17 protein-coding genes are annotated in these 14,209 nt (G+C 59.7%); 13 read left to right on the top strand and 4 right to left on the bottom strand.

Features of this window, described 5'->3' with window-relative positions; all coding sequences use genetic code 11:
* Positions 1 to 65 precede the first annotated feature (65 nt).
* Positions 66 to 374, top strand: coding sequence for a pyrophosphohydrolase domain-containing protein (locus tag O8B93_RS00160; protein ID WP_269707838.1), 309 nt, complete (start codon positions 66 to 68; stop codon positions 372 to 374).
* Here O8B93_RS00160 and O8B93_RS00155 read toward each other — a convergent pair.
* The 4 genes from O8B93_RS00155 to O8B93_RS00140 form a co-directional block, all read right to left on the bottom strand.
* The gene (locus O8B93_RS00155) at positions 363 to 1,037 is read right to left on the bottom strand and encodes an HAD family hydrolase (RefSeq protein ID WP_269707837.1); all 675 of its coding nucleotides are present in this window, start codon (positions 1,035 to 1,037) and stop codon (positions 363 to 365) included. The genes O8B93_RS00160 and O8B93_RS00155 overlap by 12 nt on opposite strands.
* A gap of 6 nt (positions 1,038 to 1,043) precedes the next feature.
* Positions 1,044 to 1,481, bottom strand: a complete 438-nt coding sequence (locus O8B93_RS00150; protein ID WP_269708611.1) for a bleomycin resistance protein — start codon at positions 1,479 to 1,481, stop codon at positions 1,044 to 1,046.
* 175 nt (positions 1,482 to 1,656) lie between these two features.
* Entirely contained in the window at positions 1,657 to 3,072 is a 1,416-nt protein-coding gene (gene tldD, locus O8B93_RS00145; protein ID WP_137066233.1) for a metalloprotease TldD, read from the bottom strand.
* Between the two features lie 81 nt (positions 3,073 to 3,153).
* Entirely contained in the window at positions 3,154 to 3,678 is a 525-nt protein-coding gene (locus O8B93_RS00140) for an invasion associated locus B family protein (protein ID WP_010971134.1), read from the bottom strand.
* A gap of 431 nt (positions 3,679 to 4,109) precedes the next feature.
* Here O8B93_RS00140 and coxB point away from each other — a divergent pair, with 431 nt between their 5' ends.
* From coxB to O8B93_RS00080, 12 genes are all read left to right on the top strand, one after another.
* Positions 4,110 to 4,973, top strand: coding sequence for a cytochrome c oxidase subunit II (coxB, locus tag O8B93_RS00135; RefSeq protein ID WP_405049016.1), 864 nt, complete (start codon positions 4,110 to 4,112; stop codon positions 4,971 to 4,973).
* Between the two features lie 17 nt (positions 4,974 to 4,990).
* Complete coding sequence (gene ctaD, locus O8B93_RS00130) at positions 4,991 to 6,691, top strand: cytochrome c oxidase subunit I (RefSeq protein WP_269707835.1); 1,701 nt, start codon at positions 4,991 to 4,993, stop codon at positions 6,689 to 6,691.
* 389 nt (positions 6,692 to 7,080) lie between these two features.
* On the top strand, positions 7,081 to 8,034 hold the full coding sequence (locus tag O8B93_RS00125) for a heme o synthase (RefSeq protein ID WP_269707834.1): 954 nt from the start codon (positions 7,081 to 7,083) through the stop codon (positions 8,032 to 8,034).
* Positions 8,034 to 8,165, top strand: a complete 132-nt coding sequence (locus O8B93_RS00120; RefSeq protein ID WP_003509137.1) for a hypothetical protein — start codon at positions 8,034 to 8,036, stop codon at positions 8,163 to 8,165. Before O8B93_RS00125 ends, O8B93_RS00120 begins: the two co-directional genes overlap by 1 nt.
* 30 nt (positions 8,166 to 8,195) lie before the next feature.
* Complete coding sequence (locus O8B93_RS00115; RefSeq protein ID WP_269707833.1) at positions 8,196 to 8,813, top strand: cytochrome c oxidase assembly protein; 618 nt, start codon at positions 8,196 to 8,198, stop codon at positions 8,811 to 8,813.
* A gap of 61 nt (positions 8,814 to 8,874) precedes the next feature.
* Complete coding sequence (locus tag O8B93_RS00110) at positions 8,875 to 9,750, top strand: cytochrome c oxidase subunit 3 (protein WP_269707832.1); 876 nt, start codon at positions 8,875 to 8,877, stop codon at positions 9,748 to 9,750.
* Between the two features lie 270 nt (positions 9,751 to 10,020).
* Positions 10,021 to 10,407 (top strand): DUF983 domain-containing protein, encoded by a 387-nt coding sequence (locus O8B93_RS00105; RefSeq protein ID WP_269707831.1) that lies wholly within the window; start codon positions 10,021 to 10,023, stop codon positions 10,405 to 10,407.
* A 10-nt stretch (positions 10,408 to 10,417) separates the two neighbouring features.
* Positions 10,418 to 11,152 (top strand): SURF1 family protein, encoded by a 735-nt coding sequence (locus O8B93_RS00100; protein ID WP_269708609.1) that lies wholly within the window; start codon positions 10,418 to 10,420, stop codon positions 11,150 to 11,152.
* Positions 11,153 to 11,210: 58 nt separating this feature from the next.
* Positions 11,211 to 12,257 carry a 4-hydroxy-3-methylbut-2-enyl diphosphate reductase gene (gene ispH, locus O8B93_RS00095; protein WP_269707830.1) on the top strand — a complete coding sequence of 349 codons (1,047 nt, stop codon included), beginning with the start codon at positions 11,211 to 11,213 and terminating at the stop codon, positions 12,255 to 12,257.
* Between the two features lie 91 nt (positions 12,258 to 12,348).
* On the top strand, positions 12,349 to 13,317 hold the full coding sequence (locus O8B93_RS00090) for a homoserine kinase (protein WP_269707829.1): 969 nt from the start codon (positions 12,349 to 12,351) through the stop codon (positions 13,315 to 13,317).
* Positions 13,314 to 13,754 carry a ribonuclease HI gene (gene rnhA / locus O8B93_RS00085; protein WP_269707828.1) on the top strand — a complete coding sequence of 147 codons (441 nt, stop codon included), beginning with the start codon at positions 13,314 to 13,316 and terminating at the stop codon, positions 13,752 to 13,754. The genes O8B93_RS00090 and rnhA overlap by 4 nt, the downstream gene beginning before the upstream one ends.
* Positions 13,755 to 13,898: 144 nt before the next feature.
* Positions 13,899 to 14,207 (top strand): Dabb family protein, encoded by a 309-nt coding sequence (locus O8B93_RS00080; protein ID WP_269707827.1) that lies wholly within the window; start codon positions 13,899 to 13,901, stop codon positions 14,205 to 14,207.
* Positions 14,208 to 14,209: the final 2 nt, after the last annotated feature.

The following is a 14,209-nucleotide window of genomic DNA, read 5'->3' as shown; positions in this document are numbered from 1 at the left end:
CTGACGGGTCGACGCCGTCAGAGAATCATGATTAGAGTTGTAATGCACGAACAAAGGATGAACAAATGCTTGCTGACATGATGCATCGGTTTGAAGAGGCCTCGCAAAAATATGCCGCTGAAAACGGAATATTCCGCGACCCGGACTGGTACATGCTGAAGCTTCAGGAGGAGGTTGGCGAGGTCACACAGGCCTGGAACCGGCTGACAGGGCGGGGGCGCATTAAGGGCAGGAGCAAAGAGGAGATGAAGCGGGATCTGGCCGATGAAACAGCCGATCTCCTCGGCCATGCGCTTTTGCTGGCCCATTATAACGGCCTCGATATTGAAGGAGCGATCGAGCGTAAGTGGCGTTTCAGGCCGTCAAAACCCTGAAGGCTCCAGCTTTTCCAACATGGCCGCCACGGCGTTAAGATCGCTTGCGACGGCAAGGCACTTCTCCCGCATTTCCTCGGTTGGCGGTGCCACATCCGGCACCATGATCGTCATCATGCCGGCAGAGGAGGCGGAGCGGACGCCGGAATAGGAATCTTCCAGCGCAAGGCAGCGGCCGGGATCGAAGCCGAGGCGTTTTGCGGCCGTGAGATAGGGCATGGGCGCAGGCTTCGGCTCGGTATAATCGCCACGCGCGACGATGGTGTCGAAACGTCTGAGAAGATCGTAAGGGCCGAGATGGCGCGTCACCGAATCGTGTCGCGACGAGGTGGCGATGGCGCGGCGGATATCAAGCCGGTCGAGAAGATCGAGGATTTCGATGACGCCGGGTTTCAGCGCCACTCCATCAGCCATCATCAGGCCGAGATGCCGGAGCCAGGCGTCTCGGAATGTCGCCATCGGAAAATCCGCGCCATAATCGGCAAGGATGGTGCCTGTGATGACATCCCACGGGCTGCCGCAAACCTTTTGATAGGTCTCGACCTTCATGCCATGGCCGCCTTCCTCAGAAGCAGCCAGAAACGAATCGCGATAGAGCGTCTCGCTTTCGATCAGCAATCCGTCCATGTCGAACACCACGGCCTGCGGCAGAAAAGGCAGCATGATCGCTCAACCGAACCGGAAGGGGCGTTCGCCGAGACTTTCGAACGGGCGGATGAGATACCCATCCGGATCGGCGACGATGAATTGCCGGTTGCCCACTTCGACGGTGCCGCGCCTGTACCATTTTTCCTCCGGCGCCAGCACGAGACCGATCAAGGCCCGTTCGAGCCGGAAAAGAATGGGCTGCAGGGAAGGAACGGCGAGCTGCAGGTTCATGCCGCGGCCAAACGGCGTATCGAGCGAGGCATTGCCTGCAACGAAAGTCCGGGTCGCGCCGATCTGGTCGATCATCAGCTGTGCATCACCCAGCGCCAGATAGGCGAAACCCTCTTCGGGGCGCTCATAAACCACATGAAAACCGATCAGATCGCAATAGAAAGCGCGGCTTCTCTGCCAGTCGCTGACGGCAAGCTCGGGAACGAGGGCATTTCGTATGATGGCCAGGGTCTCCTTTTTCACGCAGGCCCGGCGATGGGAGGATGGCCTGCCATAAACGATGATCTTATCGTCTTCCGGGCTGCACGCCAGAGGAAACCTCATCATGGCAGCCATGTGTGAGGTTGTGGGCTGGTGGGAGGTGACTGCCGATGAGGATTGTCACCGCGCGTGCGCCGCTGAACTACGCCTTCGTGCCACCCACGGTGATCTGGTCCATGCGCAGATGCGGCTGGCCGACGCCGACCGGCACCCATTGCCCGGCCTTGCCGCAATTGCCGATGCCGGTATCGAGTTTGGAATCATTGCCGATCATCGAGACGCGCTTCATCGCATCCGGCCCGTTGCCGATCAGCATCGCGCCCTTCACCGGTGCGCCGATCTTGCCGTTCTCGATGAGGTAGGCCTCGGTGCAGCCGAATACGAATTTGCCTGAGGTGATGTCGACCTGTCCACCGCCGAAGGAAACGGCATAGATGCCCTTCTTTACGGAGGCGATGATCTCTTCCGGCGTCTTGTCGCCGGAGAGCATGTAGGTATTGGTCATGCGCGGCATCGGCACATAGGCATAACCCTGGCGGCGGCCGTTGCCGGTCGCTTTCGCCCCCATCAGCCGCGCATTCTGGCGGTCCTGCATATAACCGACGAGCCGGCCATTCTCGATCAGCACATTATAGGCCGAGGGCGTTCCCTCGTCGTCGATGGTCAGCGAACCGCGGCGGCTGTCGATGGTGCCGTCATCCACAACGGTCACGCCGGGTGCAGCGACCATCTCGCCCATCAGTCCGGCAAAGGCGGATGTCTTCTTGCGGTTGAAATCGCCTTCCAGACCGTGGCCGACCGCCTCATGCAGCATGACGCCGGGCCAGCCGGAGCCGAGCACCACATCCATGGTGCCCGCCGGTGCATCGATGGCGGTGAGATTGACGAGCGCCTGCCGCAACGCTTCATCGGCGCCGCGCTGCCAGTTTTCCGTGGTAATGAAATCGCCGAAACCGACGCGGCCGCCAATGCCATAGGAGCCGCTTTCCTGCCGGTCGCCTTCGCCCGCCACCACGGAAATGTTGATGCGGGTCATGGGGCGGATGTCGCTGACGCGATGGCCGTCCGCGCGCAGAATATCCACCACTTGCCAGCTGGCGGAAATCGTCGCCGTCACCTGCCGAACATTCGGGTCCTTATCACGCAGATAGGCGTCGATATCGGTGAGCAGCTTCACCTTCTCTTCGAAGCTCGGGCTACCGATCGGGTTTTCGTCGCCGTATAGCTTCTTGTTGGTACGCTGGGGAGCGGCGGCATAGGAGCCGGAATAACCCCGGGTGACAGCGCCGACCGCGTCCGAAGCCCGCTTCAGCGCCCCTTCCGAAAGCTCGCCGGCATGGGCGTAGCCCACCGTCTCGCCGGCAACGGCGCGCAGGCCAAAACCCTGATCGGTGTTGAAGGAGCCGCCCTTGAGGCGACCATTGTCGAAGGTCAGCGATTCGGCCTGGGCATGTTCGATGAACAATTCGCCATCGTCAGCGCCGGCAAGCGCCTCTCCAACGAGCTTGCGCAATTGCGTTTCATCGCAATCGAAGAGTTTTACAAGGTCGTCGGTCATCTCAGGCTCCAGTCATGATCGTTCATGACCGATTTAGGCACTGGAGCGGGCAGACGCAAGGCTGCCCGTCACGACGATGCCTCAAGGAAGCGCGTCGTAGCCCTCGGCAAAGCCGGAAAGCTCGATCGGAATACCGACGCGGTCCTGATCGACGGATTCGCGCAGCGCAAAGACGGCGTTCTTGCCGGCACGCAGCACCTTCAGCAGCTCGTCATCAATATCGACTTCCACATAGCAGCCTTCGGAGAAGCAGCGGGTGAAATAGGCGCGGCCGATATTGTTATTGTCGATGTAAAGCTCCATGCCATCCTTCAAAAGCACGCCGAGCGGCGCGAGGATGCGCAGGATACGCGACTTGCGGTCGGCGGTTTTAAGGATGACCACCGAAAGCCCGACTTCCGGGCGGTCGTCGGCAATCACGTTCTGCATCAGCGCGCATTGTTCTTCGGATGCGCCCGCCGGCTTGTCGCAGATGACCGACCATGCACCATGCGTCGACTTCGGCGTGCCGGGCGGCTGCTGTTGCGCCAGCGCCGCGGCAGCGGGGGCGATGATGGCAAGACCGGCGGCGGCAAGGAAAGTGCGCGCGAGCGGGGAAAGACGCATGGATACCTCTGGGATTCGAATCAGTGCGGCTATTTTGACGCCATAATCCGGAAAAAAAAGCCTAGAGCCTTCAATTCCAGCGGAGTTGGGCGGAAATAGGACCTGTTGGCCCGCACGGGCGTCTGATTTGCCCGGCGCGTCATTCGTTATCCGGCGATCAAACCGGCTGGAAGACGGGGCTTTGTCGCATTTGGGCTGCTCGAAATCGCGCTCAGTGGCTCAGCTTGGCACAGGGTGCGGGAAAGTCGGTCGTGGATTGATCAATGGCAAAATTGGGGCGCATCCGTGTCCAGACGCATATTGCGGCAGAGGGCAAACTGTGGTTTTAAGTTAGTACCATAAGCATGGATTCTGCGTCTGTGATTGATCTAGATCAGACGCGTGAGGGAGAGGGTACCGTGACGAATAGGATTTACGCAGCACTGGCGGGGATGACCTGTCTGCTCACGGCTGTCGGCGCCCACGCCGATCAGCCGGTGCATTGGCAAATGGGCATGCAGGAGGCCGCCACGCCGATCATGCACGAAATACGCTGGTTCGAACAATATACATTGTGGTTCATTGTTCCGGTTACGCTTTTCGTTCTTGCGCTGCTCATCATCGTTGCCGTCAAGTTCCGCGCCGCGAAAAATCCGGTGGCTTCCAAGACCAGCCATAACACGGCGATCGAAGTGGTGTGGACGCTGGCGCCGGTGCTCATTCTCCTGTTTCTCGCTTTCCCCTCGTTCAATCTGCTGAACGCACAGCTGACGCAGCCGGAAAACCCGGACCTGACGCTGAAGGCGACCGCCACGCAGTGGCTGTGGAGCTATGAATACAAGGCCGCCGAAGGTGCCGAGCCGCTCTCCTTCGACAGCTATCTGCTGAAGGATCAGGATCGGGCCGCTGCCGGCAAGGAAGACAAGGCCCGCTATCCGCGTCTTCTCGCGGTCGACAATGAAATGGTTGTTCCCGTCGGTAAGACCGTTCGCCTTCTGGTGACGGCAGCTCCGACGGATGTCATCCACGCTTTCGCCATGCCCGCTTTCGGCGTCAAGATCGATGCCGTTCCGGGCCGTCTCAACGAAACATGGTTCAAGCCGGAGAAGGAAGGCCTGTATTACGGCCAATGTTCCGAGCTTTGCGGCAAGGACCACGCCTTCATGCCGATCGCCATTCGGGTGGTTTCCGAACAGCAGTACAACACCTGGCACGCCGCCGCCGCTTCTGACCTGAACGGCGCGAACCGGGCACTGATGGCCTCCGTCGATGGCGCTCCGCGCACGGTTGACGTTGCCGCCAACGAAACCAACTGACGACTGGAGTGACGACAATGGCTGGACCTTCCGCACACGACGATCATCACTCGCATGGTCAAGACACGCACGCGCATGACGATCATTCGCATGATCATTCCCACAAGCCGGGCTTTTTCGCCCGCTGGTTCCTGTCCACGAACCACAAGGACATCGGCACGCTGTACCTGATCTTCGCGATCATGGCGGGCATCATCGGCGGTGGCCTTTCGGTGGTCATGCGTATGGAGCTGCAGGAGCCGGGCATCCAGATCTTCCACGGTCTGGCTTCCATGGTCTACGGTTTCGAGGGCGACGCTGCCATCGACGGCGGCAAGCACATGTTCAACGTGTTCACCACGGCGCATGCGCTGATCATGATCTTCTTCATGGTCATGCCGGCGATGATCGGTGGTTTTGCCAACTGGATGATCCCGATCATGATCGGCGCTCCTGACATGGCTTTCCCGCGCCTCAACAATATTTCCTTCTGGCTGATCGTTCCGGCCTTCATCCTGCTGCTTCTGTCGCTCTTCGTCGAAGGTCCGGCGGGTGCTTATGGTGTGGGCGGCGGCTGGACCATGTATCCGCCTCTGTCGACCAGCGGCATGCCCGGACCTGCGGTGGATCTTGCGATCTTCTCGTTGCACGTCGCCGGTGCATCCTCGATCCTCGGCGCCATCAACTTCATCACCACCATCCTCAACATGCGCGCTCCGGGCATGACGCTGCACAAGATGCCGCTGTTTGCTTGGTCGGTTCTCGTCACCGCCTTCCTGCTGCTGTTGTCCCTGCCGGTTCTGGCGGGTGGCATCACCATGCTTCTGACCGACCGTAACTTCGGCACGGCGTTCTTCTCGCCGGAAGGCGGCGGTGATCCGATCCTCTACCAGCATCTGTTCTGGTTCTTCGGCCACCCGGAAGTGTACATTCTGATCCTGCCCGGTTTCGGCATCATCAGCCACATCGTGTCCACCTTCTCCAAGAAGCCGGTCTTCGGTTATCTCGGCATGGCCTACGCCATGGTCGCTATCGGCGCCGTCGGCTTCATCGTCTGGGCTCACCACATGTATACGGTTGGCCTGTCGCTCGAAGCGCAGCGCTACTTCGTTTTCGCCACCATGGTCATCGCGGTGCCGACGGGTATCAAGATCTTCTCGTGGATTGCAACGATGTGGGGCGGTTCGCTGACCTTCTCGACTCCGATGGTCTGGGCGATCGGTTTCATCTTCCTGTTCACGGTCGGTGGCGTCACCGGCGTGCAGCTCGCCAATGCCGGTCTCGACCGTTCGCTTCATGACACCTACTACGTTGTGGCTCACTTCCACTACGTGCTGTCGCTCGGCGCCGTCTTTGCGATCTTCGCCGGCTGGTATTACTGGTTCCCGAAGATCACCGGCTACATGTACAGCGAGTTCATCGGCAAGCTGCATTTCTGGATCATGTTCATCGGCGTGAACCTGATCTTCTTCCCGCAGCACTTCCTCGGTCTCGCCGGCATGCCGCGCCGCTACATCGATTATCCCGATGCCTATGCCGGCTGGAACATGGTATCGTCTTACGGTTCCTATATCTCGGCCGTTGCCGTGGGCATCTTCCTCTTCGGCGTCTGGGAAGCCTTCGCCAAGAAGCGGATCGCCGGCAACAATCCCTGGGGTGAGGGCGCAACGACGCTCGAATGGCAGCTGTCTTCACCGCCGCCTTACCACCAGTGGGAACAGCTTCCGCGCATTCGCTGATGCGCGGGCCGGAAGGCGCAGGCTCCGCTTGCGCATTCCGGCTGTTGAAAAAGAGGGACGGCGTGGTTCGGTCCATGCCGTTTCCCGAACGGGCAGCGTCTCCTGCCGCGTGACATTTTGTCCAAGCGATGCTTGCCGTCCGACGTGATACATGCCCGGACATGATAAATGCCAAATCTGGCCTTTATGAAAAGCATGCGCAGACGAATGGCGGCGGGGCGCGGTGATTGGCCGGTACATGTCGGTATCGGCTTTGTCCGGTGCCGCGCCTGCCAAAACGTTCGGGACCCATGAATTGACGCATCGCGCACGCCGGAAATTCCATTCGTTTTTCGGCCCGGTGCAAGGGGTGTCGCGGCAGGCGGCATCTGAAGGAAACAGGACAGGAAATGACCGTTATCGACGATCGCGAAATGCTGGGCGCAGAAAGCTCCGAACTTTCGGAAGCCGGCGCACGCGATTATTTCGAGTTGCTGAAGCCGCGCGTCATGTCGCTCGTCGTCTTCACGGCCTTTGCCGGCCTCGTGCTGGCGCCGGGTGAAATCAACCCTATTCTTGGGATCATCGCCATTCTCTGCATCGCGGTCGGCGCGGGTGCGTCCGGTGCGCTCAACATGTGGTACGATGCCGATATCGATGCCGTGATGAGCCGCACCGCCAAGCGGCCGATCCCGTCGGGCCGCATCACGCCGCGCGAGGCGCTTGCCTTCGGCCTGACGCTGTCGGCCTTCTCGGTGGTCATCCTCGGCCTTGCGGTCAACTGGTTCTCGGCCGGCCTCCTTGCCTTCACCATCTTCTTTTATGCCGTTGTTTATACGATGTGGCTGAAGCGCTCGACGCCGCAGAACATCGTCATCGGCGGTGCTGCCGGCGCTTTCCCGCCCATGCTCGGCTGGGCCTGCGTTACAGGCGGCGTTTCGCTTGATAGCATCATTCTGTTCCTCATCATCTTCCTGTGGACACCGGCGCATTTCTGGGCGCTGGCGCTGTTCAAGATGCGCGACTATGGCTCTGTCGGCATTCCGATGATGCCGAATGTGGCGGGCGAGCGCTCCACCAAGAACCAGATGATCGTTTACGCGGCACTGACCGCGGCGGCGGCTGTTGCGCCCTATTTCACGGGTCTGGCGAGTGTCGGTTATGGCATTTTCGCCGCCGTGCTGAGCGCGATCTTCGTCTACTGTTCGTTCGACGTCCGGCGCATGCCTGAAGGCGACGAAAAGATGTTGCCCGCCAAGAAGATGTTCGCCTATTCGGTGCTTTATCTCTTCGCTATTTTCTCCGGTCTTCTGGCCGATCATTTCGCGCCGGCCCTGAGGGCCGTGATTTCGGGAGTCCTGTGATGGAAACGGTGGAACTGAGCGCGGCGCAGAAAAAATCGAGACGCGGGCGCAATATTGCGCTCGGCGTCCTGCTCGCCGGTCTGGTGGTGCTGTTCTACGTCATCACCATCATCAAGATCGGCTCGCATTGACGGTCTGAGCGTAGGAGAGGAGGGGAGGACATGGCGAATATGGAAGCAGAAACAGCGCGGGCCGGCTCGCAGCGGGTGAGCAATCGCTCGATCCTCGTGCTCTGTCTCGTATTTTTCTGCGGCATGATCGGCATGGCCTATGCCGCCGTGCCATTATACAGCCTGTTCTGCCGCGTCACCGGTTACAACGGAACGACGCAGCGTGTGGAGCAATATTCCGACGTCATTCTCGACAAGACCATCAACGTCACCTTCGACGCCAATACGTCGAACGGTCTCAACTGGGATTTCCGCCCGGTCGACAAGAAGGTCACGCCGAAGATCGGCGAAACGGTGCAGGTCACTTTCAAGGCCACGAACCGTTCACCCGTGGCGACCACGGGCACGGCGGTGTTCAACGTCACGCCGATGGAAGCCGGCGCCTATTTCAACAAGGTGGAGTGTTTCTGCTTCACCGAAACGACGCTGCAGCCGGGCGAAACGCTGGAAATGCCGGTGGTTTTTTTTGTCGATCCCGACATTGCCACGGCGCGCGAAACAAAGAGCATTCACACTTTGACGCTGTCCTATACGTTTTATCCGGCCAAAACCGAAAAACCGGTTGCGTCCTTGCCGGTAAAGACAGAATCTGGCGACAGCAAATTGTAAGAGGAGATCCGGGTCTTTTGAGGGGGCCGGATCAGGGAAGAGATACCAGGGGATTGTCGCAATGGCAGACACGCATCAGAAGAACCACGACTACCACATCATAGACCCGAGCCCGTGGCCGCTTCTGGCCTCGATCGGCGCCTTCGTCATGACCTTCGGCGGCGTCTGCTACATGCGTTACCTGTCGGGCGGCTCGTTCAAGCTGTTCGGCCATGAGCTCGCCAATCCCTGGCTGTTCTATATCGGTCTCGTCATCGTGCTTTATACCATGTATGCGTGGTGGGCGGACACGATCAAGGAAGCCAATGAGGGCAGCCACACCCGGGTGGTTTCGCTGCATCTGCGTTACGGCATGATCATGTTCATCGCCTCCGAGGTGATGTTCTTTGTCGCCTGGTTCTGGGCCTATTTCGATGCCAGCCTTTTCCCGCATGAGGCCATTCAGGCGTCGCGCCTCGAATATACTGGCGGTCAATGGCCACCGAAGGGCATCGAGGTCATCGATCCCTGGCATCTGCCGCTCTACAACACCGTCATCCTGCTTCTCTCAGGCACCTGCGTCACCTGGGCGCACCATGCACTGCTGCATAATGACCGCAAGGGCCTGATCTCGGGTCTGGCACTGACCGTCGCGCTCGGCGTCCTGTTCTCCACCGTGCAGGTCTATGAGTACATTCACGCACCGTTCGACTTCAAGAATTCGATCTACGGCGCGACCTTCTTCATGGCCACCGGTTTCCACGGTTTCCATGTCTTCGTCGGCACGGTGTTCCTGCTGGTCTGCCTGTTCCGCGCCATCGCCGGCGGTTTCACGCCGAAGCAGCACTTCGGCTTCGAAGCGGCGGCCTGGTACTGGCACTTCGTTGACGTCGTCTGGCTGTTCCTGTTCTTCGCCATCTATATCTGGGGTGGCTGGGGCGCACCGCTGCACGGCTGAGTGTGTCGGATAAAGTCTAAACCTGAAGCAAGGCATCTTGTGGAGTGAGCGGGTGCCACGCGTTTCTTCTCCCCACCGGGGAGAAGGTCGCGGCAGCGGGATGAGGGGGCTCGCTCTCCGCATATCGCTGGCGTTGCCCCCTCATCCGACCCTTCGGGCCACCTTCTCCCCGGCGGGGAGAAGAAACCAGCCGCAATGCCGGGTCATATGCGACTACCCGAAGCGCCACGCACTCTTTGAGGTTTTTGCCAGCGGGAGCGGGAGGTCCTCATGTCTGAAACACCAAACGGCAATTTCGCGCCTGTCGATCCCATCAAGGTGGGCTTGAAAGGCTGCTGTCCCCGTTGCGGCAATGGCCGGCTGTTCGATGGCTTTTTGACGCCGAAACCCGCCTGCAGCGCCTGCGGGCTGGATTACGGCTTTGCCGATGCGGGGGATGGCCCAGCCGTTTTTGTCATGTTGATCGTCGGTTTTCTGGTCATCGGGCTGGCGCTCTGGGTCGATCAGCGTTTTGGCCCGCCCGTCTGGGTGCATGTCATGCTCTGGTTGCCGTTTACGGTGATTGTCTCCCTCGTGCTGCTGCGCAAGCTGAAAGGGATCATGATTGCGCTGCAATACCGCAACAATGCAAGCGAAGGCAGGCTTGATCGTGAATGACGTTTCCCACATGAAGCCGGCGCAACGACGGGTCTGGTTCGCCGCGCCGCTGGTGCTGCTGGCGCTCGCCATTCTTCTCGGGCTCGGCACCTGGCAGGTGAAACGGCTCTATTGGAAAGAGGCCCTGATGGCCGATATCGAGGAGCGGCGGAATGCAAGCCCGGTGACACTCGCCGATATCGAGGCCATCGTAAAAAGCGGCGGCGAGATAGAGTACCGCAAGGTCAGGCTGTCAGGCACTTTCGATCACACGCGCGAGCGGCATTTCTTCGCCACCCATCAGGGCCAGACCGGTTATTATATCTATACGCCGCTGACGCTCGCCGATGGCCGCATTCTTTTCGTCAATCGTGGCTTCGTGCCCTTTGAGATGAAGGACCCGGCCAAACGGCCCGATGGCCAGGTGAGCGGCGAGGTGACGATAACGGGACTGGCGCGCGCGCCGCTGGTTGCAAAACCATCCTCGCTGTTGCCGGACAACGATATCGCCAAGAATATCTTCTACTGGAAGGATCTGGCGGCGATGGCGTCCAGCGCCGAGGTGCCGCCCGACCGGCTGGTCAAACTTTTCGTGGATGCCGACAATGCGCCCAATCCCGGCGGCTGGCCGCAGGGCGGTGTGACGCTGATAGATTTACCCAACAATCACCTCCAATATGCGATAACGTGGTATGGTCTGGCGGCGGCCCTTGTCATCGTCGCCGGTTTTGCCTATTTCCGAAACGGTAAGGCGCAGGGTGAATGAAGAGCGCGCCGTCCGGTAGCTTGCCGGGCGAGGCCAAGGAGCGCGCCAAGGAGCACGAATGAACATCGCCGTTTCCAAACCCCCTTTGACGATAAGGCTGTGCGGACCGCGCGGCTTTTGCGCGGGCGTGGACCGGGCGATCCAGATCGTCGTGCTGGCGCTGAAAGCCTATGGCGCGCCGGTCTATGTTCGCCACGAAATCGTGCACAATCGTTACGTTGTTGAAGGGCTGGAAGCCAAAGGCGCGATTTTCGTCGAGGAATTGCATGAAATCCCGGCCGAGCATCGCGAGCAGCCGGTGGTTTTTTCCGCCCATGGTGTGCCAAAATCCGTGCCTGAAGATGCGCAGGCACGTAACCTGTTTTATCTCGACGCGACTTGCCCGCTGGTCTCCAAGGTCCATAAGCAGGCCATGCGCCACCAGCGCCTCGGCCGTCATGTGGTGCTGATCGGTCATGCCGGTCACCCGGAGGTCATTGGCACCATGGGCCAACTGCCCGAAGGCACGGTCTCGCTGGTTGAGACGGTGGAAGATGCGGGCGTTTACGAACCGGTCGACCGTGAAAACCTCGGTTTCGTCACCCAGACGACGCTTTCGGTCGATGATACCGCCGGCGTCATCGCCAGGCTTCAGGAACGGTTCCCGGCCATTCAGGCGCCTGCTGCCGACAGCATCTGTTACGCAACCACCAACCGTCAGGATGCGGTGAAGCAGGCGGCCCCCGGATGCGATCTCTTCATCGTCGTTGGTGCCCCCAATTCCTCCAATTCCAAACGGCTGGTGGAAGTGGCGCTGCGCGCCGGCGCCAAACACTCCGTGCTGGTGCAGCGGGCGTCGGAAATCGACTGGAATGAGATCGGCGACATCCGCACGGTGGGCTTGTCCGCCGGAGCATCCGCCCCGGAAGTCATCGTTGATGAGATCATCGAGGCCTTCAAGGCACGTTTCGATACCACGCTCGATCTCGCCGTGACTGTTGAGGAAACGGAACATTTCCTCGTCAATCGCGAGCTGCGCAGCATCGAGCTGACGACGGATGACATGGCTTTCGTGAACGGTAATGCCAGCAACGCGCTGCCGCCGAAAGCCGCCGCTGGCATCTGAAGCGGGTGGAGCTGAGTGAGGGCCGTTTTCGCTCCACCTGTGCCATCCTCCTCCGAGATTTCCATTCCATCCTTCATCAAGAGATTTAAAGTTGGCAGTTTATACTGATATCACCGAAGACGATCTGAGGAATTTCCTCACGCAATATGACGTCGGCAGCCTTACCTCCTATAAGGGCATTGCCGAGGGTGTCGAAAACTCCAATTTCCTGCTGCACACCACCAGGGATCCGCTGATCCTGACGCTTTATGAAAAGCGCGTGGAAAAAAACGATCTGCCCTTCTTCCTCGGCCTCATGCAGCACCTGGCTGCCAAGGGCCTGTCCTGCCCCTTGCCCCTGCCGCGCAAGGATGGCGAGTTGCTGGGCGAATTGTCGGGCCGTCCGGCCGCGCTTATTTCCTTCCTCGAAGGCATGTGGCTGCGAAAGCCGGAAGCGAAACATTGCCGGGAAGTCGGCAAGGCGCTGGCCGCCATGCATCTGGCCGGCGAGGGGTTCGAAATCAAGCGCCCGAACGCACTCTCCGTCGAGGGCTGGAAGGTGCTGTGGGACAAGTCCGAAGAGCGTGCCGATGAGGTGGAGAAGGGGCTTAGGGAAGAGATTCGCCCGGAGATCGATTATCTCGCCGCCCATTGGCCGAAAGATCTGCCGGCAGGCGTCATCCATGCAGATCTGTTTCAGGACAATGTCTTCTTCCTCGGTGATGAACTCTCGGGCCTGATCGATTTTTATTTCGCCTGCAACGACCTGCTCGCTTATGACGTGTCGATCTGCCTGAACGCCTGGTGCTTCGAAAAGGATGGCGCTTATAACGTCACCAAGGGCAAGGCGCTGCTGGAAGGGTATCAGTCGGTTCGGCCGCTGAGCGAAGCGGAGCTGGAAGCGCTGCCATTGCTGGCACGCGGTTCGGCGCTGCGTTTCTTCCTGACCCGACTTTACGATTGGCTGACGACGCCGGCCGGCGCGCTGGTGGTCAAAAAAGACCCGCTGGAATATCTGCGCAAGCTGCGGTTCCACCGCACGATCGCCAATGTCGCCGAATATGGGCTGGCCAGCGAATGAAACATGTCGATATTTTCACCGATGGCGCCTGCTCCGGCAATCCCGGGCCGGGTGGCTGGGGTGCCGTGCTGCGTTATGGCGAGGTGGAGAAGGAACTGTCCGGCGGCGAAGCCGAGACCACCAATAACCGCATGGAGCTGCTGGCGGCGATTTCGGCGCTTAATGCGCTGAAGAGCCCCTGCGAGGTCGATCTTTATACAGACAGCGCCTATGTGAAGGATGGCATCACCAAGTGGATTTACGGCTGGAAAAAGAAGGGCTGGAAAACCGCCGATAACAAGCCGGTCAAGAATGTCGAACTGTGGCAGGCGCTGGAGGCGGCACAGGAGCGCCACAAGGTTACCCTGCATTGGGTGAAGGGCCATGCCGGCCACCCGGAAAACGAGCGTGCCGATGAACTGGCGCGCAAGGGCATGGAGCCCTTCAAACGCCGGTAATGCAAGTATGCTCTCTTGCCGGCGCGACGCTCAATCCCGATTTGGGGCCCGATTTGGGGCCCGATTGGGGGTTGTGAAAACGGAAACCCGACTTATCTTGTCGTCAAACAGCTTGGGCGGCGTTCCAGCGGAGGAGACATTCGGATGATCCTGCATTGTGTATTTCTAAGGTTCAAGGCTGCGACGGCATCCTCTGAAAAACATGCTGTTTTCGAGGCGATTGCGGCCCTGAAGGACGAGATACCAGGGATCGTCGATGTTAAATACGGCCAGAACATCTCGCCCGAAGGCCTGAATGGCGGTTTTGTCGACGGCTTTATCGTCACGCTGGAAAGCCCCGAAGCCCGCGATGATTACCTTGCTCATCCCAAGCACCTGGAGGCGGGGGAACGCCTCGTCTCGCTGACCGATGGCGGCCTTGCCGGGCTTCTGGTGTTCGACATGAATGTATAAGG

It is taken from the genome of Martinezella rhizogenes (assembly GCF_027460065.1).
Lineage (GTDB): Bacteria > Pseudomonadota > Alphaproteobacteria > Rhizobiales > Rhizobiaceae > Agrobacterium > Agrobacterium rhizogenes_C.
This window is presented reverse-complemented; position numbering and strand designations above follow the sequence as displayed.

What these genes read in the sequence shown, in the direction of transcription:
- O8B93_RS00160 (WP_269707838.1), top strand. Translation starts at nt 66, where the DNA reads ATGCTTGCTGACATGATGCATCGGTTTGAAGAGGCCTCGCAAAAATAT.
- O8B93_RS00155 (WP_269707837.1), bottom strand. Translation starts at nt 1,037, where the DNA reads ATGCTGCCTTTTCTGCCGCAGGCCGTGGTGTTCGACATGGACGGATTG.
- tldD (WP_137066233.1), bottom strand. Translation starts at nt 3,072, where the DNA reads ATGACCGACGACCTTGTAAAACTCTTCGATTGCGATGAAACGCAATTG.
- O8B93_RS00140 (WP_010971134.1), bottom strand. Translation starts at nt 3,678, where the DNA reads ATGCGTCTTTCCCCGCTCGCGCGCACTTTCCTTGCCGCCGCCGGTCTT.
- coxB (WP_405049016.1), top strand. Translation starts at nt 4,110, where the DNA reads ATGACCTGTCTGCTCACGGCTGTCGGCGCCCACGCCGATCAGCCGGTG.
- ctaD (WP_269707835.1), top strand. Translation starts at nt 4,991, where the DNA reads ATGGCTGGACCTTCCGCACACGACGATCATCACTCGCATGGTCAAGAC.
- O8B93_RS00125 (WP_269707834.1), top strand. Translation starts at nt 7,081, where the DNA reads ATGACCGTTATCGACGATCGCGAAATGCTGGGCGCAGAAAGCTCCGAA.
- O8B93_RS00120 (WP_003509137.1), top strand. Translation starts at nt 8,034, where the DNA reads ATGGAAACGGTGGAACTGAGCGCGGCGCAGAAAAAATCGAGACGCGGG.
- O8B93_RS00115 (WP_269707833.1), top strand. Translation starts at nt 8,196, where the DNA reads ATGGCGAATATGGAAGCAGAAACAGCGCGGGCCGGCTCGCAGCGGGTG.
- O8B93_RS00110 (WP_269707832.1), top strand. Translation starts at nt 8,875, where the DNA reads ATGGCAGACACGCATCAGAAGAACCACGACTACCACATCATAGACCCG.
- O8B93_RS00105 (WP_269707831.1), top strand. Translation starts at nt 10,021, where the DNA reads ATGTCTGAAACACCAAACGGCAATTTCGCGCCTGTCGATCCCATCAAG.
- O8B93_RS00100 (WP_269708609.1), top strand. Translation starts at nt 10,418, where the DNA reads ATGAAGCCGGCGCAACGACGGGTCTGGTTCGCCGCGCCGCTGGTGCTG.
- ispH (WP_269707830.1), top strand. Translation starts at nt 11,211, where the DNA reads ATGAACATCGCCGTTTCCAAACCCCCTTTGACGATAAGGCTGTGCGGA.
- rnhA (WP_269707828.1), top strand. Translation starts at nt 13,314, where the DNA reads ATGAAACATGTCGATATTTTCACCGATGGCGCCTGCTCCGGCAATCCC.
- O8B93_RS00080 (WP_269707827.1), top strand. Translation starts at nt 13,899, where the DNA reads ATGATCCTGCATTGTGTATTTCTAAGGTTCAAGGCTGCGACGGCATCC.